Source organism: Streptomyces coacervatus (assembly GCF_029223485.1).
Taxonomy (GTDB): Bacteria; Actinomycetota; Actinomycetes; order Streptomycetales; family Streptomycetaceae; genus Streptomyces; species Streptomyces coacervatus.
Window position 1 is genome coordinate 153,929 of sequence record NZ_JARHTP010000020.1, and the last position, 26,515, is coordinate 180,443.

Below are 26,515 nucleotides of genomic sequence, written 5' to 3' on the forward strand. Positions count from 1 at the left end.
ACGGCGTGAGCCCCCCCTCCCACGCGCACGTAGGCTGCACGCCATGACCGACCCCGCCCCCGACCCCGTGAGCGCCTGGCGCCGTCTCGCCGGCACCTGCGTGCTGCTCGACGGTTTCCACGCCCTCAAGCACGCCTTGCGCTTCGGAGCCGAGGTCCCGGTGGCGGTCACCGCCGACCGGCGGGCGGCGCTCGCCCTCGCCGCCGAGCTCGCCCCCGATGTGCGGGACACGCTGGCCGGACTCCTCACCGAGGTGCCGGAGCCTACGTACCAGAGCCTGGTGCCGCGCCCGCATCCCACCGCCGTCGCCGCCTTGGCCGTACGACCGTCCCGCGCGGCCAACCTCGACAAGCTGGCGCACACCCCCCGCACCGCCCCCGTGGTGGTCCTCGACAACCCGCGCAACCTCGGCAACGCGGGCGCCGTGATCCGCCTGGCCGCCGGGTTCGGTGCGACCGGCGTGGTCACCACCGGCACGCTCGACCCCTGGCATCCGACGGTGGTCCGCGGCGGTGCGGGACTGCACTTCGCGACCGCCGTGGAACGGCTCGCCGTCGACGAACTGCCGGCGGGCCCGCTCTTCGCCCTCGACCCGGAGGGCGACGACATCCGGGGCGTCAAGCTCCCGGACGACGCCGTCCTCGCCTTCGGCTCCGAGCGCAGCGGACTGTCCGCCGAACTACGCGCGCGTACCGACCACTTGCTGTCCCTGCCGATGCGCCCCCAGGTCTCCAGCTACAACCTCGCGACCAGTGTGGCCATGACGCTGTACCACTGGAGCGCCACAGGGGGCGCGATCAGCTCCTAGGCCTCGCGGCGCACCTCGACCACCCGGAAGCGGTTCGCCACGAACGCCCCGTCGCACAGTGCCGAGTTGGCCGCCGGGTTGCCCCCGGACCCGTGGAAGTCCGAGAACGCGGCCGTCTGGTTGACGTACACCCCGCCCGTGAGGTTCAGCGACAGCTGGGCGGCCTCGTCCAGGCAGACCTCCTGGACCGCCTGCTCGACCTCCTCGTCGGTCGTGTACGCGCCGACCGTCATCGCGCCCTTCTCACGGATCGTGCGCCGCAGCAGTTCTGCCGCGTCCGCGGCCGAGTCGACCGCGACGGCGAAGGAGACGGGTCCGAAGCACTCGCTCATGTAGGCGGCCTCGTCGTCAGCCCCCTCCCAATATTTCCGCGCGCCGTCCAGTTTCACGATCACCGGAGTGCGCACGACCGCGTCCGGGAACTCCGGGTTGCTGATCTCCCTTGATGCCAGGGCGACTTCACCGAGACCGGCCGCCGCTTCCAGGCGGGCCTTCACGTCCGGGTTGACGATCGCGCCGAGCAGGGCGTTCGCGCGCGCGTCGTCGCCGAGGAGGCCGTCGACGGAGCGGGCGAGGTCGGCGACCACCTCGTCGAAGGTCTTGGGGCCCTCGTCGGTGCGGATGCCGTCGCGCGGGATCAGCAGGTTCTGCGGGGTCGTGCACATCTGACCGCTGTACAGGGACAGCGAGAAGGCCAGGTTGGAGAGCATGCCCTTGTAGTTCGCGGTCGAGTCCACGAGCACCGTGTTGACGCCGGCCTTCTCCGTGTAGACCTGCGCCTGGCGGGCGTTGGCCTCCAGCCAGTCGCCGAACGCCGTCGAGCCCGTGTAGTCGATGATGCGGATCTCCGGGCGGGTGGCCAGCGTCTTCGCGATGCCCTCGCCGGGGCGCTCGGCCGCCAGCGCCACCAGGTTCGGGTCGAAGCCCGCCTCGGCGAGCACCTGGCGCGCGACCTGCACGGTGAGAGCGAGCGGCAGCACCGCGCGCGGGTGGGGCTTCACCAGGACCGCGTTGCCGGTCGCCAGGGAGGCGAACAGGCCCGGATAGCCGTTCCACGTCGGGAAGGTGTTGCAGCCGACCACCAGCGCGATCCCGCGCGGGACCGGCGTGAACTGCTTGGTGAGCGCCAGCGGGTCGCGCTTGCCCTGGGGCTTGCTCCACTCCGCCGCGTCGGGCGTGCGGACCTGTTCCACGTACGCGTACGCCACCGCCTCCAGGCCGCGGTCCTGCGCGTGCGGGCCGCCCGCCTGGAACGCCATCATGAACGCCTGGCCGCTGGTGTGCATGACCGCGTGCGCGAACTCGTGCGTCCGGTCGCTGATCCGCTTGAGGATCTCCAGACACACCACCGCGCGCATCTCCGCGCCGGCGTCGCGCCACGCGCGCTGTCCGGCCTTCATGGCGGGCAGCAGGACGTCGACGTCCGCGTGCGGGTAGGTGACGCCCAGCTCGATGCCGTACGGCGAGACCTCGGCGCCCACCCAGTCGTCCGTGCCGGGCTGGCCGAGGTCGAGGCGGGTGCCCAGGAGCGCGTCGAAGGCGGCCTTGCCCGCCGCCGCGTCCAGGCTGCCGTTCTCGCCGTACGCCTTGGGATGTTCGGGGTGCGGGGACCAGTACGCGCGTGTGCGGATCGCTTCCAGCGCCTGGTCGAGGGTGGGCCGGTGCTTCGCGATCAGCTCGTGCGTGGTCAGGTCGGCGGCCATGCGGGACCAACTCCTCGTCTTGTGAACTCTTCGTCGAGCTCATGACCTGGGCAGAAACATGGGCAGGAACAGCCGGTCAGAGTTAGAGTAACCGAACGATCGGTCGGGACAAGGGGGTCCGCCGCATCTGTGGAAAACCCCGTGCGGGAGGATCGCGCACATGACAGCACTCGACCTCAGCAGCCCCGTGGCCGTCGTCGGCACCGGCACCATGGGCCAGGGCATCGCCCAGGTCGCGCTGGTCGCAGGCCATCGCGTACGGCTCTACGACGCCGCAGCCGGGCGTGCCCGGGAAGCGGCCGAGGCGATCGGCGCCCGTCTCGACCGGCTCGTCGAGAAGGATCGGCTCACGGCCGCCGACCGGGATGCGGCGCGCGACCGTCTGCTGCCCGCCCAGAGCCTGTCCGACCTCGCTGACTGCTCCCTGGTCGTCGAGGCCGTCCTGGAGCAGCTGGACGCCAAGCAGAGTCTGTTCCGTGCGCTGGAGGACCTCGTCGGCGAGGACTGTCTGCTCGCCACCAACACCTCCTCCCTGTCCGTCACCGCCATCGGCGGTGCGCTGCGCAACCCCGGCCGCCTGGTCGGCCTGCACTTCTTCAACCCCGCCCCGCTGCTCCCCCTCGTCGAGGTCGTCTCCGGGTTCGCCACCGACGTCTCGTCGGCCACGCGCGCGTACGAGATGGCGCGCGCCTGGGGCAAGACACCGGTCGCCTGCGCCGACACCCCAGGCTTCATCGTCAACCGCATCGCCCGCCCCTTCTACGCCGAGGCCTTTGCGGTTTACGAGGCGCAGGGCGCCGACCCCGCCACCATCGACGCGATCCTGCGCGAGTCGGGCGGCTTCAAGATGGGCGCCTTCGAACTGACCGACCTCATCGGGCAGGACGTCAACGAGTCCGTCACCCGCTCGGTGTGGCAGTCCTTCTTCCAGGACGTGCGCTTCACGCCCTCGCTCGCCCAGCAGCGCCTGGTCGAGTCGGGCCGGCTCGGCCGCAAGAGCGGACACGGCTGGTACGACTACGGAGACGACGCCGAGCGCCCCGAGCCGCACACCGCGGAACCCGCACAGCAGCCCGCGTACGTCGTCGCCGAGGGCGACCTGGGCCCCGCCTCCGAGCTGCTCGCGCTGATCCGCGAGGCGGGCATCGCCGTGCGCGAGGAGGAAGAGGACCACGGCACCCGCCTGGTGCTGCCGAGCGGCGGTCAGCTGGCGCTCGCCGACGGCCAGACCTCGGTCGAGTTCCGGGACGTCGTCTACTTCGACCTCGCCCTCGACTACCGCAGGGCGACCCGTATCGCCCTGTCCGCCTCCCAGGACACCGCGCCGGGGACCCTCGCCGAGGCCATCGGCCTCTTCCAGGCGCTCGGCAAGGACGTCAGCGTGATCGGCGACGTCCCCGGCATGATCGTCGCCCGCACGGTCGCCCGGATCGTCGATCTCGCGCACGATGCCGTCGCCAAGGGCGTGGCCACCGAGGAGGACATCGACACGGCGATGCGCCTGGGCGTCAACTACCCGCTCGGGCCCTTCGAGTGGAGCCGCAGGCTCGGCCGCAACTGGGCGTACGCCCTCCTCGACGATCTGCATCTGCGCGACCCCTCCGGACGCTACGCGCCGTCCCTGGCGCTGTACCGCCACGCGTACGCCTCCGACAAGCGGGAGGGCAGCACGTCATGACCACCGCAAAGCGCGACACGTACACCCCGGAGACGCTGCTGTCCGTCGCCGTCCAGGTCTTCAACGAGCGCGGCTACGACGGCACCTCCATGGAGCACCTCTCCAAGGCGGCCGGCATCTCCAAGTCGTCGATCTACCACCACGTGGCCGGCAAGGAGGAGCTGCTGCGCCGCGCCGTCAGCCGGGCGCTCGACGGGCTCTTCGGGATCCTCGACGAGGAGCACGCGCGCGCGGGGCGCGCCGTCGACTGCCTGGAGTACGTCGTCCGGCGCATGGTCGAGGTGCTGATCGGCGAACTTCCGTATGTGACGCTGCTGCTGCGCGTGCGCGGCAACACGGGCACCGAGCGGTGGGCCCTGGAGCGGCGCCGCGACTTCGACCACCAGGTGGCCGAGCTGCTGAAGGCGGCGGCCGCCGACGGCGACGTACGCGGGGACGTGGAAGTGCGGCTCGCGACAAGGCTGGTCTTCGGGATGATCAACTCGATCGTCGAGTGGTACCGGCCGGACGGGCACGGCATGAGCGAGCGCGAAGTGGCCGACGCCGTCGTGCAGTTGGTCTTCGGGGGGCTCCGCAAGGAGGCCTGAGCGGCCACACAGGGTTCAGCCCTGCGGCTCCAGGTCCTCCTCCTCGAACACCAGCAGCGTGCGCGTGCTGAGCACTTCGGGCATGGCCTGCAGGCGGGTCAGCACCAGCTCGCGCAGTGCCTTGTTGTCCGGTGTGTGCACCAGCAGCAGTACGTCGAAGTCGCCGCCCACCAGGGCGATGTGGGAGGCCCCGGGCAGCTGTCTGAGCTGCTCGCGCACCGTGCGCCACGAGTTCTGGACGATCTTCAGGGTGACATACGCCGAGGTGCCCTGACCTGCGCGCTCGTGGTTGACGCGGGCCCCGAAGCCGCGGATGACGCCGTCCTCGATGAGGCGGTTGATACGCGCGTAGGCGTTCGCGCGTGAGACATGCACCCGTTCCGCGACCGACCGTATCGACGCGCGGCCGTCCGCCTGGAGCATCTGCAGGATGTCCAGATCGATGGCGTCGAGGGGCCGCGGCTGTGGCAGGGGACTGCCGCCCTCCGGCCCGTCGGCCATTTGTTCAGGTGCCATGTCCCCCCGCCTCCCTACCATGGACGTACTGCGTTCATTTCAGGTTGTGGAGAACCGTTTGTCCACAGCCTGAAGGTGCCTGTAGCCAAAATGTGCCGACGACCGAACAATCGGTAGGTGAGGCGCATCACTCCCGTGGCGCGCCTGAAGCCGCTCCCACGAGGAGGTGCCGTCATGACGGTCATGGAGCAGCGGGGCGGGTATCGGCCATCGCCGCCCCCCGCCTGGCAGCCCCGCACGGACCCCGCGCCACTGCTGCCCGACGCGGAGCCCTACCGCGTCCTCGGCACCGAGGCCGCAGCGAAGGCCGACCCGGCCCTGCTGCGCCGCCTGTACGCCGAGCTGGTCCGCGGGCGCAGGTACAACGTGCAGGCGACCGCCCTCACCAAGCAGGGCCGCCTCGCCGTCTACCCCTCCAGCACCGGCCAGGAGGCCTGCCAGGTCGCCGCCGCGCTCGCCCTGCAGGAGCGCGACTGGCTCTTCCCCAGCTACCGCGACACCCTCGCCGCCGTCGCCCGCGGTCTGGACCCCGTCCAGGCGCTCACCCTCCTGCGCGGCGACTGGCACACCGGCTACGACCCGCACGAACACCGCGTGGCCCCCCTGTGCACCCCCCTCGCCACCCAGCTCCCGCACGCCGTCGGCCTCGCGCACGCCGCCCGCCTCAAGGGCGACGACGTGGTCGCGCTCGCCCTGGTCGGCGACGGGGGCTCCAGCGAGGGCGACTTCCACGAGGCGCTGAACTTCGCCGCCGTCTGGCAGGCCCCGGTCGTCTTCCTCGTCCAGAACAACGGCTTCGCGATCTCCGTCCCGCTCGCCAAGCAGACCGCGGCCCCGTCGCTGGCCCACAAGGCCGTCGGCTACGGCATGCCCGGCCGCCTGGTCGACGGCAACGACGCGGCCGCCGTGCACGAGGTCCTCACCGACGCCGTACGGCAGGCGCGTGAGGGCGGCGGCCCCACGCTGATCGAGGCGATCACCTACCGCATCGACGCCCACACCAACGCCGACGACGCGACCCGCTACCGCGGCGACACCGAGGTCGAGGCCTGGCGGGCACACGACCCCATCGCGCTCCTGGAGCACGAGCTGACCGAGCGCGGCCAGCTCGACGACGACGGCATACGGGCCGCCCGCGACGCCGCCGAGACCATGGCCGCCGACCTGCGCGAACGCATGAACCAGGACCCGGTGCTCGACCCGATGGACCTGTTCGCCCACGTGTACGCCGAGCCCACCCCCCAACTGCGCGAGCAGCAGGCCCAGTTGACGGCCGAGCTGCACGCGGAACAGGAAGGCGGGCACTGATGACCACCGTCGCCGTCAAGCCGGCCACCATGGCGCAGGCGCTCACGCGCGCGCTGCGCGACGCCATGGCCGCCGACCCCACCGTGCACGTCATGGGCGAGGACGTCGGCACCCTCGGCGGTGTCTTCCGGGTCACCGACGGCCTCGCCAAGGAGTTCGGCGAGGACCGGTGCACGGACACCCCGCTGGCCGAGGCGGGCATCCTCGGCACGGCGGTCGGCATGGCGATGTACGGACTGCGCCCGGTCGTGGAGATGCAGTTCGACGCGTTCGCCTACCCGGCGTTCGAGCAGCTGATCTCGCATGTGTCCCGCATGCGCAACCGCACCCGCGGCGCGATGCCGCTCCCGCTCACCATCCGCGTCCCCTACGGCGGCGGCATCGGCGGCGTCGAGCACCACAGCGACTCCTCCGAGGCGTACTACATGGCGACTCCGGGGCTCCATGTCGTCACGCCCGCCACGGTCGCCGACGCCTACGGCCTGCTGCGCGCCGCCATCGCCTCCGACGACCCGGTCGTCTTCCTTGAACCCAAGCGCCTGTACTGGTCGAAGGACTCCTGGAACCCGGAGCACCCGACGGACGTTGAACCGATAGGCCGTGCGGTGGTGCGGCGCTCGGGCCGGAGCGCCACCCTCGTCACCTACGGACCGTCTCTGCCCGTCTGCCTCGAAGCCGCCGAGGCCGCGCGGGCCGAGGGCTGGGACCTCGAAGTCGTCGACCTGCGCTCCCTGGTGCCGTTCGACGACGAGACGGTCTGCGCCTCGGTACGGCGGACCGGGCGCGCGGTCGTCGTGCACGAGTCGGGCGGGTTCGGTGGCCCGGGCGGGGAGATCGTGGCCCGCGTCACGGAGCGCTGCTTCCACCACCTGGAGGCGCCGGTGCTGCGCGTGGCCGGGTTCGACATCCCCTACCCGCCGCCGATGCTGGAGCGTCACCATCTGCCCGGCGTGGACCGGATCCTGGACGCCGTGGGGCGTCTGCAGTGGGAGGCCGAGAGCTGATGGCACAGGTGTTGGAGTTCAAGCTCCCCGACCTCGGGGAGGGGCTCACCGAGGCGGAGATCGTCCGCTGGCTGGTGGAGGTCGGCGACGTCGTCGCGGTCGACCAGCCGGTCGTCGAGGTCGAGACGGCCAAGGCGTTGGTCGATGTCCCCTGCCCCTACGGCGGCGTGGTCACCGCCCGCTTCGGCGAGGAGGGCACGGAACTGCCCGTCGGAGCACCGCTGTTGACGGTCGCGGTCGGACCGGCGGCCCCCGGCGGCGAGACCGGGGGCTCGGGCAACGTGCTGGTGGGATACGGCACATCGGAGGCGCCCGCGCGACGCCGGAGGGTACGGCCGGGACAGCAGGCGCCCGCGGCGCCCCGGGAGGCGAACGGACATTCCGGTGCACCTGCGGCGGCAGAGGGACCCGTTCCCGTGATCTCGCCGCTGGTGCGCAGGCTCGCCCGGCAGAACGGCCTGGACCTGAAGGAGATGACGGGCTCCGGCCCCGACGGGCTGATCCTGCGGGCCGACGTCGAGTACGCGCTGCGTGCCGCCGAGGCACAGGCACGGACGACGGAGCCGGCTGCCGGAGCCCACGCGCCCGCGCCGACCCCCACCGCAGCACCCGGCACCGGCCTCCGTATCCCCCTCAAGGGCATCCGCGGCGCCGTCGCCGACAAGCTCTCCCGCAGCCGCCGCGAGATACCGGACGCGACCTGCTGGGTGGATGCCGACGCGACCGAGCTCATGCGCGCGCGTGTCGCCATGAACGCGGCAGGCGGGCCGAAGATCTCCCTCCTCGCCCTGCTGGCCCGCATCTGCACGGCCGCCCTCGCCCGGTTCCCCGAGCTCAACTCCACGGTCGACATGGAGGCCAGGGAGGTCGTCCAGCTCGACCAAGTGCACCTCGGCTTCGCCGCACAGACCGAGCGGGGCCTGGTCGTCCCGGTCGTACGGGACGCGCACGCGCGCGACGCCGAGGCGCTCACCGCGGAGTTCGCCCGCCTCACCGAAGCGGCCCGCACAGGAGGCCTCACGCCCGCAGAACTCACCGGCGGCACCTTCACGTTGAACAACTACGGCGTGTTCGGCGTCGACGGCTCCACGCCGATCATCAACCACCCCGAGGCGGCCATGCTCGGCGTCGGCCGCATCGTCCCCAAGCCGTGGGTGCACGAGGGCGAACTCGCGGTCAGGCAGGTCGTCCAGCTCTCGCTCACCTTCGACCACCGGGTGTGCGACGGCGGCACCGCAGGGGGCTTCCTGCGGTATGTGGCGGACTGCGTGGAACAGCCGGCGGTTCTGCTGCGCACACTGTGACCGCTTCTGCTGCGCACGCTGTGATCACGGGGAACGCCCATCCGTTCCCCGTGATGAAGCCGACACGTTCCCTGTGATCGCGACGGCACGCATACTCGGGGGATGACCTGGTACGAGCCCTCCGGCGACCGCGGCGCCGACCCGGCGTACGACGCGTACGACGCCGTCGTGCTCGCCGGGGGCGCCGCCCGTCGGCTCGGCGGCGCCGACAAACCCGGCGTGCGGGTCGGCGGCCGGGCGCTGCTCGACCGGGTGCTGACCGCCTGCGTCGACGCCCGTACGACCGTCGTCGTCGCCGACGCCCGGCCCACTGCCCGGCCCGTGCTGTGGGCCCGGGAGGATCCGCCCGGCGGGGGACCCCTCGCGGCGCTCGGCGCCGGGCTGCACCGCACCACGGCCGAGCAGCTCGTCGTACTCTCCGCCGACCTGCCGTTCCTCGGGGCGGCCACCGTACGGCGGCTCCTGGGCGCGCTGCGCGCCGGCAGCGCCGAAGGTGTCCTGCTCACCGACGCCGACGGCCGCGACCAGCCCCTCGTGGCCGCCTACCGCACACCCGCGCTGCGCCGCGAACTGGCCGCCCTCTCCACCGAACACGGCAGCCTCACCGGGCTGCCGCTGCGCCGGCTGACCGCCGCCCTCGATCTCACCCGCGTCCCCGACCCCGTCGCGTCCTTCGACTGCGACACCTGGGACGACATCGCCACCGCCAGGGCACGCATCAGGGAGCATGGGCACGTGTTGGATGAATGGATTTCCGCAGCCAAGGACGAGCTGGGCATCGACCTCGACGTCGACACCGGCGTCCTGCTCGACCTCGCCCGCGACGCCGCCCACGGTGTGGCCAGGCCCGCGGCACCGCTGACCACCTTCCTCGTCGGCTACGCCGCCGCGCAGGCCGGAGGGGGCCCCGAAGCCGTCGCCGAAGCCGCCCGCAAGGCCGTGGCCCTCGCCCTGCGCTGGGCCGCCGAGGCGGACGAGGCCGCGGGCGCCAAGCCCGACGCGGCCCCCGACGGCACCCCTGACACCCGCCCGGACGCCTGATGACCGCCCGCTCCGTCCGGACCGGCGAGGACGCCGAGGACCTCGACGTCGAGGAGGTGCTCGCCCTGGTGAAGGACTCCGACCACCGCACCCCCGGCGACTCCGTACCCGCCCCGCCAAGTGCCCACCACGCCTCGCCGCACAAGTCCGACGCCCACCACAAGGCCACCCCCTGGCCCGAAGCCCGGGTGATCGCCGCCCGCGCCGCCCGTTCCGGCGAGCGCCGCCCGCTCGTCTCGGTCCCCCTCGAAGCCTCCCTCGGCCTCACCCTGGCCGCGCCCCTCACGGCCCTCACCGACCTGCCCTCCTTCGATACCTCGGCGATGGACGGCTGGGCGGTCGCGGGACCCGGCCCCTGGGACGTACGGGACGAGGGTGTCCTGGCCGGACACGCCGAGCCGGAAGCCCTCACCGACGGCGAGGCCGTCCGCATCGCCACCGGCGCCCGCATCCCCCCCGACACCACCGCGGTGATCCGCAGCGAACACGGCCGCACCGACGACAAGGGCCGCCTGCACGCCACCCGCGACATGCAGCACGGGCAGGACATCCGCCCCCGCGGCCAGGAGTGCCGCACCGGCGACCAACTCCTCCCCGTCGGCGCCCTCGTGACCCCGGCCGTGCTCGGCCTCGCCGCGGCCGCCGGCTACGACACCGTCACCGCCGTCCCCCGCCCCCGCGTCCAAGTCCTCGTCCTGGGCGATGAATTGCTCACCGCTGGACGGCCGCACGACGGCCTGATCAGGGACGCCCTCGGCCCCATGCTGCCGCCCTGGCTGCGGGCGCTGGGCGCCGAGGTGACGTCTGTGCGAAGGCTCGGCGACGACGCAAAGGCCCTGCGCAAGGCCATCAGCGGCTCAGAGGCCGACCTGATCGTCACCACCGGTGGCACCGCCTCCGGACCCGTCGACCATGTCCACCCCACGCTGGAGCGGATCGGCGCGGAACTGCTGGTCGACGGCGTCAAGGTGCGCCCCGGCCACCCCATGCTGCTGGCCCGCACCAAGGAGAACCAGCACCTCGTCGGCCTGCCCGGCAACCCCCTCGCCGCCGTCTCCGGACTGCTCACCCTCGCCGAACCCCTGCTGCGCACGCTCGCCGCACGCCCCGCCCCCGAGCCGTACACCCTGCCGCTCCAGGACGCGGCCCACGGGCATCCCTACGACACCCGGCTCATCCCCGTCGTGCTGCGCGGCGACAGCGCCGTGCCGCTGCACTACAACGGCCCGGCCATGCTCCGCGGCATCGCGGCGGCCGACGCCCTCGCCGTCGTACCACCGGGCGGCGCCCGCCCGGGTCAGGAGCTGGAACTCCTCGACCTGCCCTGGGCGTCCGCCGGAATCGGGGTGTGTTTCACGTGAATCGGGTTGTGTTTCACGTGAAACCGACCGGACCGCCGGTCCAGGACTCCGGCGCCTCATAGGAAGCAGTAGCGTCGCACTCATGCATGCGATCACGATTCCCGAACCTGGTGGGCCCGAGGCGCTGGTGTGGGACGAGGTCCCGGATCCGGTGGCCGGTGAGGGCGAGGTCCTGGTCGAGGTGGTGGCCAGCGCCGTCAACCGCGCCGACATCCTGCAGCGGCAGGGCTTCTACAACCCGCCGCCCGGTGCCTCCCCCTATCCCGGCCTGGAGTGCTCCGGCCGGATCGCCGCGCTCGGCCCCGGTGTCTCCGGCTGGGCCGTCGGCGACGAGGTGTGCGCGCTGCTCGCGGGCGGCGGCTATGCCGAGAAGGTCGCGATCCCGGCCGGCCAGTTGCTGCCGCTCCCCAAGGGCGTCGACCTCAGGCAGGCCGCCGCGCTGCCCGAGGTGGTGTGCACCGTCTGGTCGAACGTCTTCATGGTCGCCCATCTGCGCCCCGGCGAGACGCTGCTCGTGCACGGCGGCTCCAGCGGCATCGGCACCATGGCGATCCAGCTCGCCAAGGCCGTCGGCGCCAAGGTCGCCGTCACCGCGGGCACCAAGGAGAAGCTGGAGCAGTGCGCCGAGCTGGGTGCCGATGTCCTGATCAACTACCGGGAGCAGGACTTCGTCGCCGAGATCAAGAAGGCCACGGACGGCGCGGGCGTCGACGTCATCCTCGACAACATGGGCGCCAAGTACCTGGACCGCAACGTCCAGAGCCTCGCCGTCAACGGCCGTCTCGCGATCATCGGCATGCAGGGCGGCATCAAGGGCGAGCTGAACATCGCCGCGCTCCTGAACAAGCGGGCCGCCATCAGCGCGACCTCGCTGCGCGCCCGCCCGCTCGGCGAGAAGGCGGCGATCGTCGCGGCCGTACGCGAGCATGTGTGGCCCCTGCTCGACGCCGGGCATGTCCGCCCGATCGTCGACCGCGAACTCCCGATGAACGACGCGGCGGCGGCCCACCGGGTCGTGGAGGAGAGCGGGCACGTGGGCAAGGTGCTGCTGGTCGCGCCCTGACCCCGCGAGTCCGCGAGTCCGCGAGTCCGCGAATCCCTTAAGCCCGCCGCATCCGCAGGCCGATGAAGGCGAGTCCCAGACCGAGCCCGATCAGGACCAGCCCGCTGCCCAGCGGCAGGATCCGTAGCGCGGGCTCGGTGGGCTGCTCGGCGTGCGTGGAGGTCTGCTGCGCGGGGCGCTGCGCGGGCCTGGACGGCACCAGGCCGGCTTCCGCGGGCGGCGACGCGGAGGCGTCCGCACCGGAGTCCTCCTCTCCCTGCGGGGAGGTCGTGGCCTTGCCCGCGCCCCCCTCGTCCGAGGCATTGCCCGCGGACTCGTCCGGCGGCGTCTCCCGGCGCCCGGGCCGCTCCCGCCCCTCACCCGCACGACTCCCGGCGCGCGACGGCTCGGGTGAGCGCGAGGCAGCGGAGGAGGCGGACGGGGACGGCGACGCGGCGTCCGGGGGGCCGGCAGCAGGCGCGCGGCCGGCGACGTGCGTCGACACGGCCCCGTGCGTCGGACCACTCCCATGCGTCGAAACGCCCCTGTACGTCGAAACGCTCCCGTACGTCGATACGGGCTCGTACGGCGCAACAGCCCCATACGACGAACCACTCCCGCACGGAAACACAAGCACGCAGGTCCCCACCCCCACCACCAGTCCAGCCCCCTGCAAAGAACGCAGCCATGGAGTCACGCCCCAAGCGTCACATTGCCCCGTACTTCCGGCATTCCGGGTTCCGCCAAAAATCCGAAGCCGCTGCACAATCCGGGTATGTCGATTCGTCACGGGCTGCTGGCGCTCCTGGAACAGGGCCCCCGCTACGGCTCACGGCTGCGCACCGAGTTCGAGGCGCGTACGGCCGGCACCTGGCCGCTGAACATCGGGCAGGTCTACACGACCCTCGGCCGGCTGGAACGGGACGGGATGGTCGTCCAGGACGGCGAGGACGAGGCGGGGCGGGCGCTGTACGGGCTCACCGAGGCGGGCCGGGCCGAGCTGCGGGCCTGGTTCGCGCGCCCCGTCCAGCGGGCCGCTCCGCCGCGCGACGAGCTGGCGATCAAGCTGGTACTGGCGGTCGGGGCGCCCGGCGTCGACGTACGGAAGGTCGTCGAGGCGCAGCGCCGGCATGTGGCTCAGGCCCTGCACGAGTACGTACGGCAGCGGGCGCAGGCGCTGGGCCGGGCGCCCGGGCATCCGGACGAGCTGGCGCGGCTGCTGGTGCTGGAGCAGCTGATCTGCCACACGGAGGCCGAGATCCGCTGGCTCGACCACTGTGAGGCCCGGTTGCTGCGGCTGAGGACGGAAACTCCCGCACCGTAAACGGTGGATCACCCTTCACGGGGGGCACCACGGTGATGAGATGCATGCGTGCGAGAGAATGGCGGCATGGAGATGCCGAGGAACGACAGGTCGCCGGAGAATCCCCAGATCCTGGTCGTGGGCCAGGACGGCATGGCAATCGGCGGTGGAGACGACGACTCCCGCGAGATTCCGGTGACGGATCAGGTCGAACAGCCGGCCAAGGTGATGCGGATCGGCAGCATGATCAAGCAGCTCCTGGAGGAGGTGCGCGTGGCTCCCCTGGACGAGGCGAGCCGGGCGCGGCTCAAGGAGATCCACCGCAGTTCGGTGAAGGAACTGGAGGACGGGCTGGCGCCGGAGCTGGTCGAGGAGCTGGAGCGGCTCTCGCTGCCCTTCACGGACGAGGGCACCCCCAGCGACGCCGAACTGCGGATCGCGCAGGCCCAGTTGGTGGGCTGGCTGGAGGGCCTCTTCCACGGGATCCAGACCACGCTGTTCGCCCAGCAGATGGCCGCACGGGCCCAGTTGGAGCAGATGCGGCGCGCGCTTCCGCCGGGCGTCGGCCATGAGATGAGCGAGGACGGCCACACGGCCGGCCGCTCGGGCGGACCGTACCTGTAGTCACGTAAGCGACCTGTAGCCACGTAAACGGAAGGGCCCGGCGGCTTCGCCCGCCGGGCCCTTCGTATGCGTGAGTATGTGTGCCGGGGGTCAGGACGGGTTGCCCGTCGAGACGTCGAGCGTGATCACGACCTTGTCCGGGTCGACGTCCGAGCCGGCCTCGGGGGACTGGTTGATCACCGCGCCCTCGCCGTAGGTGTTCTCGTCGTAGTCGTTGACGACCAGCGACCAGCCCGCGGCCTTCAAGCACTCCTTGACCGACTCGATGTACTTGAACCGGAAGTCGGGAACCCGGATCTTGTTCTCGTCGGTGTACGACTCCTGCGGCTCCGTGCACTCCGTCGAGTCGATCACCTTCGACTTGTCCGGCCCGCGGTAGTCCGCCGCATGCGTCGTCGACGCGGTCGCGCCGCTGGTGCTGCCGCTGCCGCCCGTGCCCTTGTCGCCACCGCCGCCCCCGTTGAGCGCCAGGGCCGCGATCAGGCCGCCGACGGCGATGATCGAGACGACGATCGACCAGATGACCACCGGCTTGTTGTTCTTGCTGCCGCCCGAGGGGGCGTGCTGGGGCGCGATGTTGTACGGCGGCGGGGTCTGCGGCTGCGCATACGGGGACGGCGTCCGGTAGCCGCCCTGCTGCGGGTAGCCGTACGCCGGAGACGGAGGTGGCGTCGGCGCGCTGTACGGGTTCGGAGCCTGGGCCTGGGCCTGGGCCTGGGGCTGCGGCTGCGGCTGGGGCGGCTGGTACGGCATCTGTACGGGGCCCGGCGGTGCCTGGGGCGCCTGGCCGACCGGCGGGAACACCGCGGCGCCGACGCCGGTGCCGCTCTGGGTGCGCGCGCCCGGCACGATGCTCGGCGGGGCGGCCTGGAAGGACGCGGCCACGCGCAGGCACTCGTCCCGCATGGACTCGGAGCTCGGGAAACGCTCGTTCGGGTTCTTCTTCAGCGCGCGGGCAACCAGTGCGTCCACCGCGGGCGGCAGCGCCCGGTTGACCGACGAAGGAGCCACCGGCTCCTCCTGCACATGCGCGTACGCGATCGCCAGCGGCGAGTCCGCCTCGAACGGCAGCCGCCCGGTGACCAGTTGGAACAGCATGATGCCGACCGAGTAGAGGTCGGACCGGGCGTCCACGCTCCGCCCCAGCGCCTGCTCCGGCGACAGGTACTGCGGGGTGCCGACGACCATGCCGGTCTGTGTCATCGACGTCACACCGGACTGCATGGCGCGCGCGATGCCGAAGTCCATCACCTTGACGACGCCGCGCTTGGTGACCATCACATTGCCCGGCTTGATGTCCCGGTGGACCAGGCCCATCTCGTGGCTGATCTCCAGGGCCGCGAGAACGTCCGCGGTGATCTTCAGTGCCTTGTCGGCGGGCATCGCGCCGAACTGCCGTACGTCCTCGTCGAGCACCGAGCCCAGCGGGCGGCCCTCGACGTACTCCATGACGATGTACGGCGTCGTCATTCCGTCGAGGCTGTCCTCGCCGGTGTCGAAGACCGAGACGATATTGGTGTGCGTGAGCTTCGCCACGGCCTGGGCCTCGCGGCGGAAACGCTCACGGAAGGCCTGCTCCCGGCCGAGTTCGGTGTGCAGCGTCTTGATCGCGACCTGGCGGTCGAGCACGGAGTCGTACGCCAGGTGCACCGAGGCCATGCCGCCCTCGCCGAGCAGATCGCGCAGTTGATAGCGACCGCCGGCGAGCGCCCACCCCGCATACCGGCCGTGTGCGCCGTCCTGGCTCATGTTCCGCTTCCCCCGTGGGCCTTCAGGCGCCGTTGACTGCCGATGATCCAAAGTGCTATTCCCGGCCAAGTCTGCCCCAGGGCACTGACACGTCAAGCTCGGTGCCCGATCCGTGACCGTACGCGATAGAAGCGTCGCGGGAGCGTTACAGAGGCTGTACGGGCGGTACACAGAACTTGCACGCGGGCACAGGGTGACGGTTTCATGGCCGGTCCGTCCTGTGCCGGTTCCGGCCCCCATCTCGGACCGGCGGCTTGCGTTGAGGCTGTAGCGTGGCCGACGGAGACCGTAACAACACCGCGCGCACCGCGGGCAGAAACGACGGCGAGGACTGATGGCACAGCAGCAGCGCGCCCAGGGCCCGTCCGACCCCGAGGCGACTGGCGGCGGTATGTCAGATGCGCCGGAAATGTGGGGTAACGGCGGGCTGGTCGGGGACGGCCGGTATCGGCTGACCCGCAGACTCGGCCGGGGCGGCATGGCAGAGGTGTTCGCCGCGGAGGATGTACGCCTCGGGCGCACCGTCGCGGTCAAGCTGCTCCGTGCCGACCTCGCCGAGGACCCGGTCTCCAAGGCCCGCTTCACGCGCGAGGCACAGTCGGTGGCCGGTCTCAACCACCATGCGATCGTCGCCGTGTACGACTCCGGCGAGGACCTGCTGCCCAGCAGCGGCTTCGGCGGCGGGGGCGGCCACTCGGTGCCGTACATCGTGATGGAGATCGTCGAGGGGCGGACCATCCGCGACCTCCTCATCAACGCCGAGGCGCCCGGCCCCGAGCAGGCCCTGATCATCGTCTCCGGTGTGCTGGAGGCGCTCGCCTACTCGCATCAGCACGGCATCGTGCACCGCGACATCAAGCCCGCGAACGTGATCATCACGCACACCGGCGCGGTGAAGGTGATGGACTTCGGCATCGCCCGTGCCCTGCACGGCGCGCAGTCGACGATGACGCAGACCGGCATGGTCATGGGCACGCCGCAGTACCTCTCCCCGGAGCAGGCGCTCGGCAAGGCCGTCGACCACCGCTCCGACCTGTATGCGACGGGCTGCCTCCTCTACGAACTCCTCGCGCTGCGGCCCCCGTTCACGGGCGAGACCCCGCTGTCCGTGGTCTACCAGCACGTCCAGGACATCCCGACGCCGCCGTCCGAGGCCTCCGACGCCGTGCCGCCGGAGCTCGACGGCCTTGTCATGCGCTCGCTGGCCAAGGATCCGGACGACCGCTTCCAGACCGCCGAGGAGATGCGCGGGCTCGTCCAGTACGGGCTGCAGATGCTGTACGACCAGGGCGGCCACACCGGCACCTGGAACACCGGCCCGGTCGCCATGCACGAGGGCCGGCACACCCCGGCGGGGGGCTTCGCGAGCACGACGGTGCTGCCGCACCCCAGTGCCTCCTCCGGTACGGCGCAGATCCCGCAGCCGATCCTGCCCACCGGCTACGGCGGTGGGGACGACGGCGGCTTCGAGGGCCACGGCAACAAGGGCAGCGGCCGCGGCAAGCTGTGGATCCTCGCCGTCCTCGCGGTGATCGCCATCGCGGCAGGCGTCGCGCTGGCGCTGCACAACACCACCAGCGGCAAGGGCGGGGCGGGCACCAGTCACTCGCCGACCACCTCGCAGACCACCAAGGACACGGCCACCGAGTCGCCGACCGACACCACCACCGACGAGCCGACGGACACGTCCACGGACACCGGCTCCGGCACGACCTCCGGGTCCGGCAGCTACACGCCGTCCTACACGCCGTCGTACACCCCGTCCCACACGGCCAGCAGCCAGCCGACCAACCAGCCGACGGACACCCCGACGACCGCGGATCCGACGGACGACCCGACCCCGACGACCCAGCCCACGGACAACCCGACGGACCCGGGTACGGGCACCGGCGGTCCGCCCGGGGATACGGCGGGCGTCGGCTGACCCGGCGATTCCGGTCTGCATGATCATCCCGGTCCCGCACGAAGTGAGCTCTTCCCGTGACGTGGGTCACCGGGATAACGTGCCGTTGTTCCGGCCCCCTGCAAGGCTGTGACCAGGAAGAGTTCCCGACTTTCGCGATTTACTTGGAAATCCAAGCAAAAACGCAGGTCAGGAGGGGTTTCACAGAAATGTGGAGCACTGGGTAACGTGCTTTTTGCAGGGCGCTCGCCGGGGCACCTGTCACGCCTGTTCCCGACCGGGCCGCACCCACCCTGTGCGTCCGTAGGGCTGCAGGTGAGCCGCACTGGCGCCCGGCGAACCCGGGTAGCCGGACCGACGGAGGAGCACACGTGACCGTGGAGAGCACTGCCCCGCGCAAGCCGCGACGCAGCGCCGGAACCAAGAGCACGGCCGGCAAGCGCACGACCGCAAGGAACACGCCGGGCGCCGAGCCCGAGCTGGTACAGCTGCTGACGCCCGAGGGCGAGCGCGTGAAGAACGCAGAGAACGCCGTGTACGACAAGTACGTCGCCGGCATCACCCCCGAAGAGCTCCGCGGCCTGTACCGCGACATGGTGCTCACCCGCCGCTTCGACGCCGAGGCCACCTCTCTGCAGCGCCAGGGCGAGCTGGGCCTGTGGGCCTCGCTGCTCGGCCAGGAGGCCGCCCAGATCGGCTCCGGGCGGGCCACCCGTGAGGACGACTACGTCTTCCCGACCTACCGCGAGCACGGCGTCGCCTGGTGCCGCGGGGTCGATCCGACCAATCTGCTGGGCATGTTCCGCGGCGTGAACAACGGCGGCTGGGACCCCAACAGCAACAACTTCCACCTGTACACCATCGTCATCGGCTCCCAGACGCTGCACGCCACGGGCTATGCGATGGGCGTGGCCAAGGACGGCGCGGACAGCGCGGTGATCGCCTACTTCGGCGACGGCGCGTCCAGTCAGGGCGACGTCGCGGAGTCCTTCACCTTCTCCGCGGTCTACAACGCTCCCGTGGTGTTCTTCTGCCAGAACAACCAATGGGCGATCTCCGAGCCGACCGAGAAGCAGACCCGCGTGCCGCTCTACCAGCGCGCACAGGGCTACGGCTTCCCGGGCGTCCGCGTCGACGGCAACGACGTGCTGGCCGTCCTGGCCGTCACCAAGTGGGCGCTGGAGCGGGCCCGCAACGGCGAGGGCCCCACCCTCGTCGAGGCGTACACCTACCGCATGGGCGCCCACACCACCTCCGACGACCCGAGCAAGTACCGGGCCGACGAGGAGCGCGAGGCCTGGGAGGCGAAGGACCCGATCCTGCGGCTTCGCCGGTACCTGGAGGCTTCAAACCACGCGGACGAGGGATTCTTCGCGGAACTCGAGGCCGAGAGCGAGGCGTTGGGCAAACGAGTGCGTGAGGCGGTCCGCGCCATGCCGGACCCGGACCACTTCGCCATCTTCGAGCACGCCTACGCGGACGGGCATGCGCTCGTCGACGAGGAGCGAGCCCAGTTCGCCGCCTACCAGGCATCGTTCGCAGAGGAAGAGGGGGTCTGATCATGGCAACCGAAAAGCTGGCCCTGGCCAAGGCGATCAACGAATCGCTGCGCCGTGCCCTGGACTCCGACCCCAAGGTCCTCATCATGGGCGAGGACGTGGGCAAGCTCGGTGGCGTGTTCCGCGTGACGGACGGCCTCCAGAAGGACTTCGGCGAGAGCCGCGTCATCGACACCCCCCTCGCCGAGTCGGGCATCGTCGGCACCGCGATCGGTCTGGCCCTGCGCGGCTACCGCCCGGTCGTGGAGATCCAGTTCGACGGCTTCGTCTTCCCCGCCTACGACCAGATCGTCACGCAGCTCGCGAAGATGCACGCCCGCTCGCTGGGCAAGGTCAAGCTCCCGGTCGTCGTGCGCATCCCCTACGGCGGCGGCATCGGCGCGGTCGAGCACCACTCCGAGTCCCCCGAGGCCCTCTTCGCGCACGTGGCGGGCCTGAAGATCGTCAGCCCCTCCAACGCGTCGGACGCGTACTGGATGATGCAGCAGGCCATCCAGAGCGACGACCCGGTGATCTTCTTCGAGCCCAAGCGGCGCTACTGGGACAAGGGCGAGGTCAACACCGAGGCGATCCCCGGCCCGCTGCACAGGGCGCAGGTGGTCCGCGAGGGCACCGACCTCACGCTCGTCGCCTACGGCCCGATGGTGAAGCTCTGCCAGGAGGTCGCCGACGCGGCCGCCGAGGAGGGCAAGAACCTGGAGGTCCTCGATCTGCGCTCGGTGTCCCCGCTGGACTTCGACGCCATCCAGACGTCGGTGGAGAAGACCCGCCGCCTGGTGGTGGTCCACGAGGCCCCGGTGTTCTTCGGCTCGGGCGCGGAGATCGCCGCCCGCATCACGGAGCGCTGCTTCTACCACCTGGAGGCACCGGTCCTCAGGGTCGGCGGCTACCACGCCCCGTACCCGCCGGCCCGCCTGGAGGAGGAGTACCTGCCGGGCCTGGACCGGGTGCTCGACGCCGTCGACCGCGCCCTGGCGTACTGAGGAGAGGGTCGTGACGACGATGACGGAAGCGTCCGTACGCGAGTTCAAGATGCCGGACGTCGGCGAGGGCCTCACCGAGGCCGAGATCCTCAAGTGGTACGTCCAGCCCGGCGACAAGGTCACCGACGGCCAGGTGGTGTGCGAGGTCGAGACCGCGAAGGCGGCGGTGGAACTGCCCATCCCGTACGACGGGGTGGTCCGCGACCTGCACTTCCCCGAGGGCACCACGGTGGACGTGGGCACGTCGATCATCGCGGTGGACGTGTCGGGCGGCGCTGCCGCTCCCGTGGAGGCGCCGGCTCAGGCCGCTGCTCCCGCAGAGGAGAAGAAGCCCGAGGGCTCCGGCCGCCAGCCGGTGCTGGTCGGCTACGGCGTCGCCGCGTCCTCCACCAAGCGCCGCCCGCGCAAGGGCCCCGAGGTCACGGTCCCCCAGGCGTCGACGGCGATCCAGAAGGAGCTCAACGGCCACGGACCGGCTCCGGCCGCACCTGCACCGGCCGAGAAGCCCCGCCCGCTCGCCAAGCCGCCGGTGCGCAAGCTGGCCAAGGACCTGGGCGTCGATCTTGCCACGGTGGTTCCGTCCGGCCCGGACGGCATCATCACGCGCGAGGACGTGCACGCGGCGGTAGCGCCGCCGGCCGCGGAGCCGGTGACGGCTGTGACGGCTCCGGCTGTTTCCGTGCCCCCGGCCCCGGTCGCGACGTACGACACGGCCCGTGAGACCCGTATCCCGGTCAAGGGTGTCCGCAAGGCCACGGCGGCGGCGATGATCGGCTCGGCGTTCACGGCGCCGCACGTCACGGAGTTCGTGACGATCGACGTGACCCGCACGATGAAGTTGGTCGAGGAGCTCAAGCAGGACAAGGAGTTCGCGGGACTGCGCGTGAACCCCTTGCTGCTGATCACCAAGGCGCTGCTGGTCGCCATCAAGCGAAACCCGGACATCAACGCGTCCTGGGACGAGGCCAACCAGGAGATCGTGCTCAAGCACTACGTCAACCTGGGCATCGCCGCGGCCACCCCGCGCGGTCTGATCGTCCCGAACATCAAGGACGCGCACGCCAAGACGCTTCCCCAACTGGCCGAATCCCTGGGCGAGTTGGTGTCGACGGCTCGGGAGGGAAAGACGTCCCCGGCGGCCATGCAGGGCGGCACTGTGACCATCACCAACGTCGGCGTCTTCGGCGTCGACACGGGCACGCCGATCCTCAACCCCGGCGAGTCCGCGATCCTCGCCATCGGCGCGATCAAGCTCCAGCCGTGGGTCCACAAGGGCAAGGTGAAGCCCCGCCAGGTGACGACGCTGGCGCTGAGCTTCGATCACCGGCTGGTGGACGGGGAGTTGGGGTCGAAGGTGCTGGCGGATGTGGCGGCGATTCTGGAGCAGCCGAAGAGGTTGATCAGCTGGGCGTGAGGCCTTCTGATGCAGAGATGGCGAGACAGTGACTTCCAGTCACTGTCTCGCCATGGGATCAGCTCTGGTTGAGCACGTACACCGGCGCTCCGCCCGTCCGTGCCCGCACTGCCAATTCGTCATCGCGCCTTACCACTTCAGACCGCCTTCCGCGCCATCAGCGTCGCGAACCTCCGCTTTCTCCCCTCCTCCGGCTCCTGCACCACCCTCGCCGTCACTACCAGCCCTGCCTGCTCCAGCAGTTCCACAAGCCGTTCCACCGGCAGCAGATGGGACTCGTACGACACCGGATGCCCGCCGTACGCCTGCGTCGGCCGGAGATGCTCGCCGTCGCCCACATGGCCGGCCAGCATCAGCCGGCCGCCGGGCCCCAGCGTCCGGTGGAACTCGGCGAACACCACCGGCAGTACCTCCGGCGGCGTGTGGTGGACGGAGTAGAAGGCGAGGATGCCGCCGAGCGTCCCGTCGGCGATCTCCAGTCCGGTCATCGACCCCACGGTGAAGGTCAGCCCGGGATGGGTCCGTCGGGCGATCTCGACCATCCTCGGTGAGATGTCCACACCGAAGGCGGGCACGCCCAGATCCGCCAGGTGCGCGGTCACGAACCCCGGGCCGCACCCCAGGTCCGCGACCGGCCGCCCCTCCTCGTCCTCCCGCACGGCCTCCGCGAACGCGGCCAGCAACGCGCGTGACAACGGGTCCAGTTCCGCAGGCCTCTTGACCTGCTCGGCATAGTCGGCGGCGACGGTGTCGTACGACTCCCGGATCGCAGTGAGAATCGCAGTGAGATACGAGGGCTCGGTCACCCCGTGACTCTAAACACCGAGGGGCCCACCGCCCACAGGCGGCAGACCCCTCCAGTCAGGTGCTCACGCACTCACCTACGCCGGCGTCAGCCGAGCTGCGCGAACCCGTAGTTCAGGAGCTTCTTCGCGTCCGCCTCGCGCTGGGCGATGGAGGTGGAGGCGAGGACGGTGCCGTAGACCGTCTTGCCGTTGCGGGTGGCGGCGAAGACGAGGCAGTACTGGGCCTCGGGGCCGGAGCCCGTCTTCACGCCGATCGTGCCGCTGTAGCTGCTGAGCAGACCGTTCGTGTTGACCCACGGCTGCATCGTGCGGGTGCTGCCCGTCTTGGTGATGGTCTTCGCGGTGTACGACTTCGTCTTCACGACCGTGCGGAACGTGGAGTTCTTCATCGCACTGCTGGCGATCTTCGTCAGGTCGCGCGGCGTCGAGTAGTTGTTGCCACTCCCTATGCCGTCGAACGAGTCGAAGTGCGTGTTCGTCAGCCCCAGGCTCTTCGCGGCGGTGTTCATCTTGCCGATGAACGACTTCACGCGAGCGGCCCGCGTCGAGCCCGCACCGAACTTGTCGGCGAGCGCGTAGGCGGCGTCGCAGCCCGACGGCAGCATCAGGCCGTAGAGCAGCTGGCGGACGGTCACCTTGTCGCCGACGATCAGGTGGGCCTGGGAGGCGTTGTTGGCGACGACGTAGTCGCTATACGCCTTCTGGATCGTGACCTTGGCGTCGAGGTTCAGGTTCGCCGACGCGAGCACGACCTTCGCGGTCATGATCTTGGTGGTGGAGCCGGTGGAGCGCCTGGTGTCCGCTGCCTTCGTGTACAGCGTCTTGCCGTTCGCGTTGTTCATCACGTAGCCGCCCTTGGCGACGATCGTGGGCGCGGTGACGGCCTGCGCGGGCGCAGCGGTGAGGGCACCGGTCGCGAGCATGGCGCCCGCCGTCACGGCGACGGCGGTGGCTCTGCGGACACGGCTGCCCGGAATGCCGGTAATCAAGTGATTTACCCCGATGTATGTCGAATGCCCCTGGCGTGCGGCCGAGTTGAGCGTCCAGAGAAGATGGGGCCGCACGTGTGTGACACGTAACTAGCACAGATGGTTGTGTTGCTGCTGAGGCGGGGTCCTCTGGACAGCAACCGGACAGCATGTATTCCGCATGCTGGACGGGCATCCTCATGCGCACATGTTGTATCTATGCTGTTCGCATGAGCAGCCCGGGGACCCTGACCGACAAGCAGACCACCAAGCAACCACCCGCCGCCGAACGCGTCTACGCCCACGTCAAGCAGGGTGTCCTGGAGCGCCGCTACGAGGGCGGGATCCTCCTCACCGAGGGCGAGCTCGCCGAGGCCGTCGGGGTCTCCCGCACCCCCGTTCGTGAAGCGCTGCTGCGCCTTGAGGTGGAAGGGCTGATCAAGCTCTACCCGAAGAAGGGAGCCCTGGTCCTGCCCGTGTCCGCGCAGGAGATCGCGGACGTGGTGGAGACCAGACTGCTGGTCGAGGAGCATGCGGCCCGCAAGGCCGTGCCCGCACCCGCCGGGCTCGTCGAGCGGCTCGAGGAACTCCTCGCCAAGCAGAAGGAACAGGCCGCCGCCGGCGACCTCGCCTCAGCCGCCGTCACCGACCGCTGCTTCCACGCCGAGATCGTCCGCAGCGGGGGCAACGAGATCCTCTCCCGGCTCTACGACCAACTCCGCGACCGCCAGCTGCGGATGGGCGTCGCCGTACTGCACTCCCACCCCGACCGGATCGCCAAGACCCTTGCCGAGCACGAGGAGATCCTTGAGGCGCTGCGCTCCGGGGACGCGGAGGAGGCAGTGGGGGTGGTCCACCGGCATGTCAGCTGGTTCTCGCATCTGGCGCGGGGTGAGGTCCGATGAGGTCGTCGTCCGCCATGACCACTCTGCCGGGTGACCCGCCGGGCGGTCGTCGCGCGATGGCCGTCTGGGGCATCGGCGTCTCCGTCTACTTCGTCGCCGTCATCTTCCGTACCTCCCTCGGGGTCGCCGGCCTCGACGCCGCCGACCGATTCCATGTGAACGCCTCGGCGCTGTCGACCTTCTCGATCCTGCAACTCCTCGTCTACGCAGGGATGCAGATACCCGTCGGCCTGCTGGTGGACCGGCTCGGCACCAAGAAGGTGCTGACCATCGGGGTCGTTCTCTTCACGGCCGGGCAGCTCGGGTTCGCCTTCTCGCCCTCGTACGGCACGGCCCTCGCCTCCCGTGCGCTGCTCGGGTGCGGTGACGCGATGACGTTCATCAGCGTGCTGCGACTGGGCACCCGCTGGTTCCCGGCGCGGCGCGGGCCGCTGGTCGCGCAGCTCGCGGGGCTCGTCGGCATGGCCGGCAACCTGGTCTCCACGCTGGTGCTGGCCCGGCTGCTGCACGGCGTCGGCTGGACCGCGGCGTTCGGGGGCAGTGCGCTCGCGGGTGTCGTGGTCCTCGTCCTGATGCTGCTGTTCCTCAAGGACCACCCGGAGGGCCACGAGCCCGAGCCCTTCCCGCACCAGGGTGCCGCCTATGTCCGGCGGCAGATCGCGGCCTCCTGGCGGGAGCCGGGGACGCGGCTCGGGCTGTGGGTGCACTTCACGACCCAGTTCCCGGCGATGGTGTTCCTGCTGCTGTGGGGGCTGCCGTTCCTGGTCCAGGCGCAGGGGCTGTCCCGTGCCACGGCCGGTGAACTCCTCACCCTGGTCGTCCTGTCGAACATGGTCGTGGGCCTCGTCTACGGCCAGATCATCGCCCGGCACCACGCGGCGCGGCTGCCGCTGGCGCTCGGAACCGTGGGCGCGACGGCGGTGGTGTGGGCGGCGACGCTGGCCTACCCGGCCGACCGGGCGCCGATGTGGCTGCTGATCGTGCTGTGCACGGTGCTCGGTTCATGCGGGCCTGCCTCGATGATCGGGTTCGACTTCGCCCGTCCGGCCAACCCCGCGGAGCGGCAGGGGACGGCTTCCGGGATCACCAACATGGGCGGGTTCGTCGCGTCGATGACCACCCTGTTCGCCATCGGGGTGCTGCTGGACGCCACGGGCGACAACTACACCGTCGCGTTCTCCGTGGTGTTCGTGCTCCAGGCGCTCGGGGTCAGCCAGATTCTGCGGCTGCGGGGGCGGGTTGCCCGGCGGGAGCGGGAGCGGCTGGTGGCCAGCCGGGTGGAGACGGTGCACGTGCCCGCGTGAGGCGGGCCGCTGGTTTGAACGGGCTTCCACGGATGATGTGTTGCTTCTGTCATGGGCCTGTGACGGCGGTGTCGTGAAGCGAGGACGGGCGTGACATGACGGTCCGGTGGGACCTCATAGTCGTCGAGCGCAACGAATGTGCTCGCACGCAGTCCTCGCTCCCCGAAGGGAACCCCTGGTGAACCGCCAGCTCCGCAAGGCCACCCTCGTCACCGCCGCGATCACGGCAGGCCTGCTGATGACGGCTTGTCAGCACGGCTCGACGAGCCATTCCAAGAGTCATGGCTCCCGGCACAAGTCGGTGTACAAGACCTCGGGGACGTCCCACGGCTCCCGGTCGTCCCGTACGTCCGCCGGAAAGACGTCGAGCGGGACGATCGCCGGCGGCACGGTCACCTACCTCGCCCCGGGCAAGTACCTCGTCTCCAAGACGGGCCGGGCCGACCAGGCCTTCTTCGTCGCCGACGACACCCGGGTCTACGGCGCCGGCAGGATCTGCGGCGCCACGGGCTCCAAGGCCCTCACCCACTGCACGCTCGACCAGCTGGAGACGGCCACCAAGAAGGCGGCCGTCCCTGCCGACGTCGTCCTCAGGAAGGGCGTCGCCGGCACGATCACCGAGGTCCGCTGAACCGACGGACGTAC

24 protein-coding genes are annotated in these 26,515 nt (G+C 70.9%); 18 read left to right on the forward strand and 6 right to left on the reverse strand.

Annotation, left to right across the window (positions count from 1 at the left end; all coding sequences use genetic code 11):
• Positions 1–43: 43 nt before the first annotated feature.
• Positions 44–808 carry a TrmH family RNA methyltransferase gene (locus P2Q00_RS39310; protein WP_275779148.1) on the forward strand — a complete coding sequence of 255 codons (765 nt, stop codon included), beginning with the start codon at positions 44–46 and terminating at the stop codon, positions 806–808.
• Here the strand turns inward: P2Q00_RS39310 and paaN are convergent.
• Entirely contained in the window at positions 805–2,511 is a 1,707-nt protein-coding gene (gene paaN / locus P2Q00_RS39315) for a phenylacetic acid degradation protein PaaN (RefSeq protein ID WP_275779150.1), read from the reverse strand. The two genes, P2Q00_RS39310 and paaN, sit on opposite strands and share 4 nt — an antisense overlap.
• 160 nt (positions 2,512–2,671) lie before the next feature.
• Here paaN and P2Q00_RS39320 point away from each other — a divergent pair, with 160 nt between their 5' ends.
• Both P2Q00_RS39320 and P2Q00_RS39325 read left to right on the forward strand, forming a co-directional pair.
• Entirely contained in the window at positions 2,672–4,189 is a 1,518-nt protein-coding gene (locus tag P2Q00_RS39320; protein ID WP_275779152.1) for a 3-hydroxyacyl-CoA dehydrogenase, read from the forward strand.
• Positions 4,186–4,776: a TetR/AcrR family transcriptional regulator gene (locus P2Q00_RS39325; RefSeq protein ID WP_275779154.1), complete on the forward strand. Its 591-nt coding sequence runs from the start codon at positions 4,186–4,188 to the stop codon at positions 4,774–4,776. The genes P2Q00_RS39320 and P2Q00_RS39325 overlap by 4 nt, the downstream gene beginning before the upstream one ends.
• 15 nt (positions 4,777–4,791) lie before the next feature.
• On the opposite strand, the gene P2Q00_RS39330 is transcribed toward P2Q00_RS39325, so the two are convergent.
• Positions 4,792–5,292, reverse strand: a complete 501-nt coding sequence (locus tag P2Q00_RS39330; RefSeq protein WP_425579540.1) for an Lrp/AsnC family transcriptional regulator — start codon at positions 5,290–5,292, stop codon at positions 4,792–4,794.
• Between the two features lie 174 nt (positions 5,293–5,466).
• On the opposite strand from P2Q00_RS39330, the gene pdhA (P2Q00_RS39335) reads away from it, so the two are divergent.
• The 6 genes from pdhA (P2Q00_RS39335) (at position 5,467) to P2Q00_RS39360 (ending at position 12,373) form a co-directional block, all read left to right on the forward strand.
• Positions 5,467–6,600 carry a pyruvate dehydrogenase (acetyl-transferring) E1 component subunit alpha gene (gene pdhA, locus P2Q00_RS39335; protein ID WP_275779155.1) on the forward strand — a complete coding sequence of 378 codons (1,134 nt, stop codon included), beginning with the start codon at positions 5,467–5,469 and terminating at the stop codon, positions 6,598–6,600.
• Entirely contained in the window at positions 6,600–7,604 is a 1,005-nt protein-coding gene (locus P2Q00_RS39340) for an alpha-ketoacid dehydrogenase subunit beta (protein WP_275779158.1), read from the forward strand. Before pdhA (P2Q00_RS39335) ends, P2Q00_RS39340 begins: the two co-directional genes overlap by 1 nt.
• Complete coding sequence (locus P2Q00_RS39345; RefSeq protein ID WP_275779160.1) at positions 7,604–8,908, forward strand: dihydrolipoamide acetyltransferase family protein; 1,305 nt, start codon at positions 7,604–7,606, stop codon at positions 8,906–8,908. The genes P2Q00_RS39340 and P2Q00_RS39345 overlap by 1 nt, the downstream gene beginning before the upstream one ends.
• 102 nt (positions 8,909–9,010) lie before the next feature.
• On the forward strand, positions 9,011–9,949 hold the full coding sequence (locus P2Q00_RS39350) for an NTP transferase domain-containing protein (RefSeq protein ID WP_275779162.1): 939 nt from the start codon (positions 9,011–9,013) through the stop codon (positions 9,947–9,949).
• On the forward strand, positions 9,949–11,310 hold the full coding sequence (locus tag P2Q00_RS39355) for a molybdopterin molybdotransferase MoeA (protein WP_275779164.1): 1,362 nt from the start codon (positions 9,949–9,951) through the stop codon (positions 11,308–11,310). Before P2Q00_RS39350 ends, P2Q00_RS39355 begins: the two co-directional genes overlap by 1 nt.
• A gap of 82 nt (positions 11,311–11,392) precedes the next feature.
• A complete protein-coding gene (locus P2Q00_RS39360) occupies positions 11,393–12,373 on the forward strand; it encodes an NAD(P)H-quinone oxidoreductase (RefSeq protein WP_275779166.1) in 981 nt (326 codons plus the stop codon).
• Positions 12,374–12,410: 37 nt separating this feature from the next.
• Here the strand turns inward: P2Q00_RS39360 and P2Q00_RS39365 are convergent, their stop codons facing one another.
• On the reverse strand, positions 12,411–12,857 hold the full coding sequence (locus P2Q00_RS39365; protein ID WP_275779167.1) for a hypothetical protein: 447 nt from the start codon (positions 12,855–12,857) through the stop codon (positions 12,411–12,413).
• A gap of 270 nt (positions 12,858–13,127) precedes the next feature.
• Between P2Q00_RS39365 and P2Q00_RS39370 the strand changes: the two genes are divergently transcribed.
• Together P2Q00_RS39370 and P2Q00_RS39375 are read left to right on the forward strand one after the other, a co-directional pair.
• Positions 13,128–13,676: a PadR family transcriptional regulator gene (locus P2Q00_RS39370; protein WP_275779169.1), complete on the forward strand. Its 549-nt coding sequence runs from the start codon at positions 13,128–13,130 to the stop codon at positions 13,674–13,676.
• Between the two features lie 66 nt (positions 13,677–13,742).
• Entirely contained in the window at positions 13,743–14,279 is a 537-nt protein-coding gene (locus P2Q00_RS39375) for a bacterial proteasome activator family protein (protein WP_275779171.1), read from the forward strand.
• A gap of 90 nt (positions 14,280–14,369) precedes the next feature.
• Here the strand turns inward: P2Q00_RS39375 and P2Q00_RS39380 are convergent, their stop codons facing one another.
• Entirely contained in the window at positions 14,370–16,028 is a 1,659-nt protein-coding gene (locus P2Q00_RS39380) for a protein kinase domain-containing protein (RefSeq protein WP_275779173.1), read from the reverse strand.
• 334 nt (positions 16,029–16,362) lie between these two features.
• Between P2Q00_RS39380 and P2Q00_RS39385 the strand changes: the two genes are divergently transcribed.
• The 4 genes from P2Q00_RS39385 to P2Q00_RS39400 all read left to right on the forward strand — a co-directional run bounded on the left by P2Q00_RS39385 (position 16,363) and on the right by P2Q00_RS39400 (position 21,887).
• Complete coding sequence (locus tag P2Q00_RS39385; protein WP_275779175.1) at positions 16,363–17,952, forward strand: protein kinase domain-containing protein; 1,590 nt, start codon at positions 16,363–16,365, stop codon at positions 17,950–17,952.
• Positions 17,953–18,302: 350 nt separating this feature from the next.
• A complete protein-coding gene (pdhA, locus tag P2Q00_RS39390; RefSeq protein ID WP_275779177.1) occupies positions 18,303–19,490 on the forward strand; it encodes a pyruvate dehydrogenase (acetyl-transferring) E1 component subunit alpha in 1,188 nt (395 codons plus the stop codon).
• A gap of 2 nt (positions 19,491–19,492) precedes the next feature.
• On the forward strand, positions 19,493–20,473 hold the full coding sequence (locus tag P2Q00_RS39395; RefSeq protein ID WP_275779179.1) for an alpha-ketoacid dehydrogenase subunit beta: 981 nt from the start codon (positions 19,493–19,495) through the stop codon (positions 20,471–20,473).
• A gap of 10 nt (positions 20,474–20,483) precedes the next feature.
• Entirely contained in the window at positions 20,484–21,887 is a 1,404-nt protein-coding gene (locus P2Q00_RS39400) for a dihydrolipoamide acetyltransferase family protein (RefSeq protein ID WP_275779181.1), read from the forward strand.
• Positions 21,888–22,024: 137 nt separating this feature from the next.
• On the opposite strand, the gene P2Q00_RS39405 is transcribed toward P2Q00_RS39400, so the two are convergent.
• Both P2Q00_RS39405 and P2Q00_RS39410 read right to left on the reverse strand, forming a co-directional pair.
• Positions 22,025–22,693, reverse strand: a complete 669-nt coding sequence (locus P2Q00_RS39405) for a class I SAM-dependent DNA methyltransferase (RefSeq protein WP_275779182.1) — start codon at positions 22,691–22,693, stop codon at positions 22,025–22,027.
• Positions 22,694–22,779: 86 nt separating this feature from the next.
• Entirely contained in the window at positions 22,780–23,682 is a 903-nt protein-coding gene (locus P2Q00_RS39410) for a D-alanyl-D-alanine carboxypeptidase family protein (protein ID WP_275779183.1), read from the reverse strand.
• A 209-nt stretch (positions 23,683–23,891) separates the two neighbouring features.
• Here P2Q00_RS39410 and P2Q00_RS39415 point away from each other — a divergent pair, with 209 nt between their 5' ends.
• The 3 genes from P2Q00_RS39415 to P2Q00_RS39425 all read left to right on the forward strand — a co-directional run bounded on the left by P2Q00_RS39415 (position 23,892) and on the right by P2Q00_RS39425 (position 26,501).
• Positions 23,892–24,566, forward strand: coding sequence for a GntR family transcriptional regulator (locus tag P2Q00_RS39415; protein WP_275779186.1), 675 nt, complete (start codon positions 23,892–23,894; stop codon positions 24,564–24,566).
• A gap of 14 nt (positions 24,567–24,580) precedes the next feature.
• Complete coding sequence (locus tag P2Q00_RS39420; protein ID WP_275779188.1) at positions 24,581–25,870, forward strand: MFS transporter; 1,290 nt, start codon at positions 24,581–24,583, stop codon at positions 25,868–25,870.
• Positions 25,871–26,048: 178 nt separating this feature from the next.
• Complete coding sequence (locus P2Q00_RS39425; protein WP_275779190.1) at positions 26,049–26,501, forward strand: hypothetical protein; 453 nt, start codon at positions 26,049–26,051, stop codon at positions 26,499–26,501.
• The last annotated feature ends 14 nt before the right edge of the window (positions 26,502–26,515 follow it).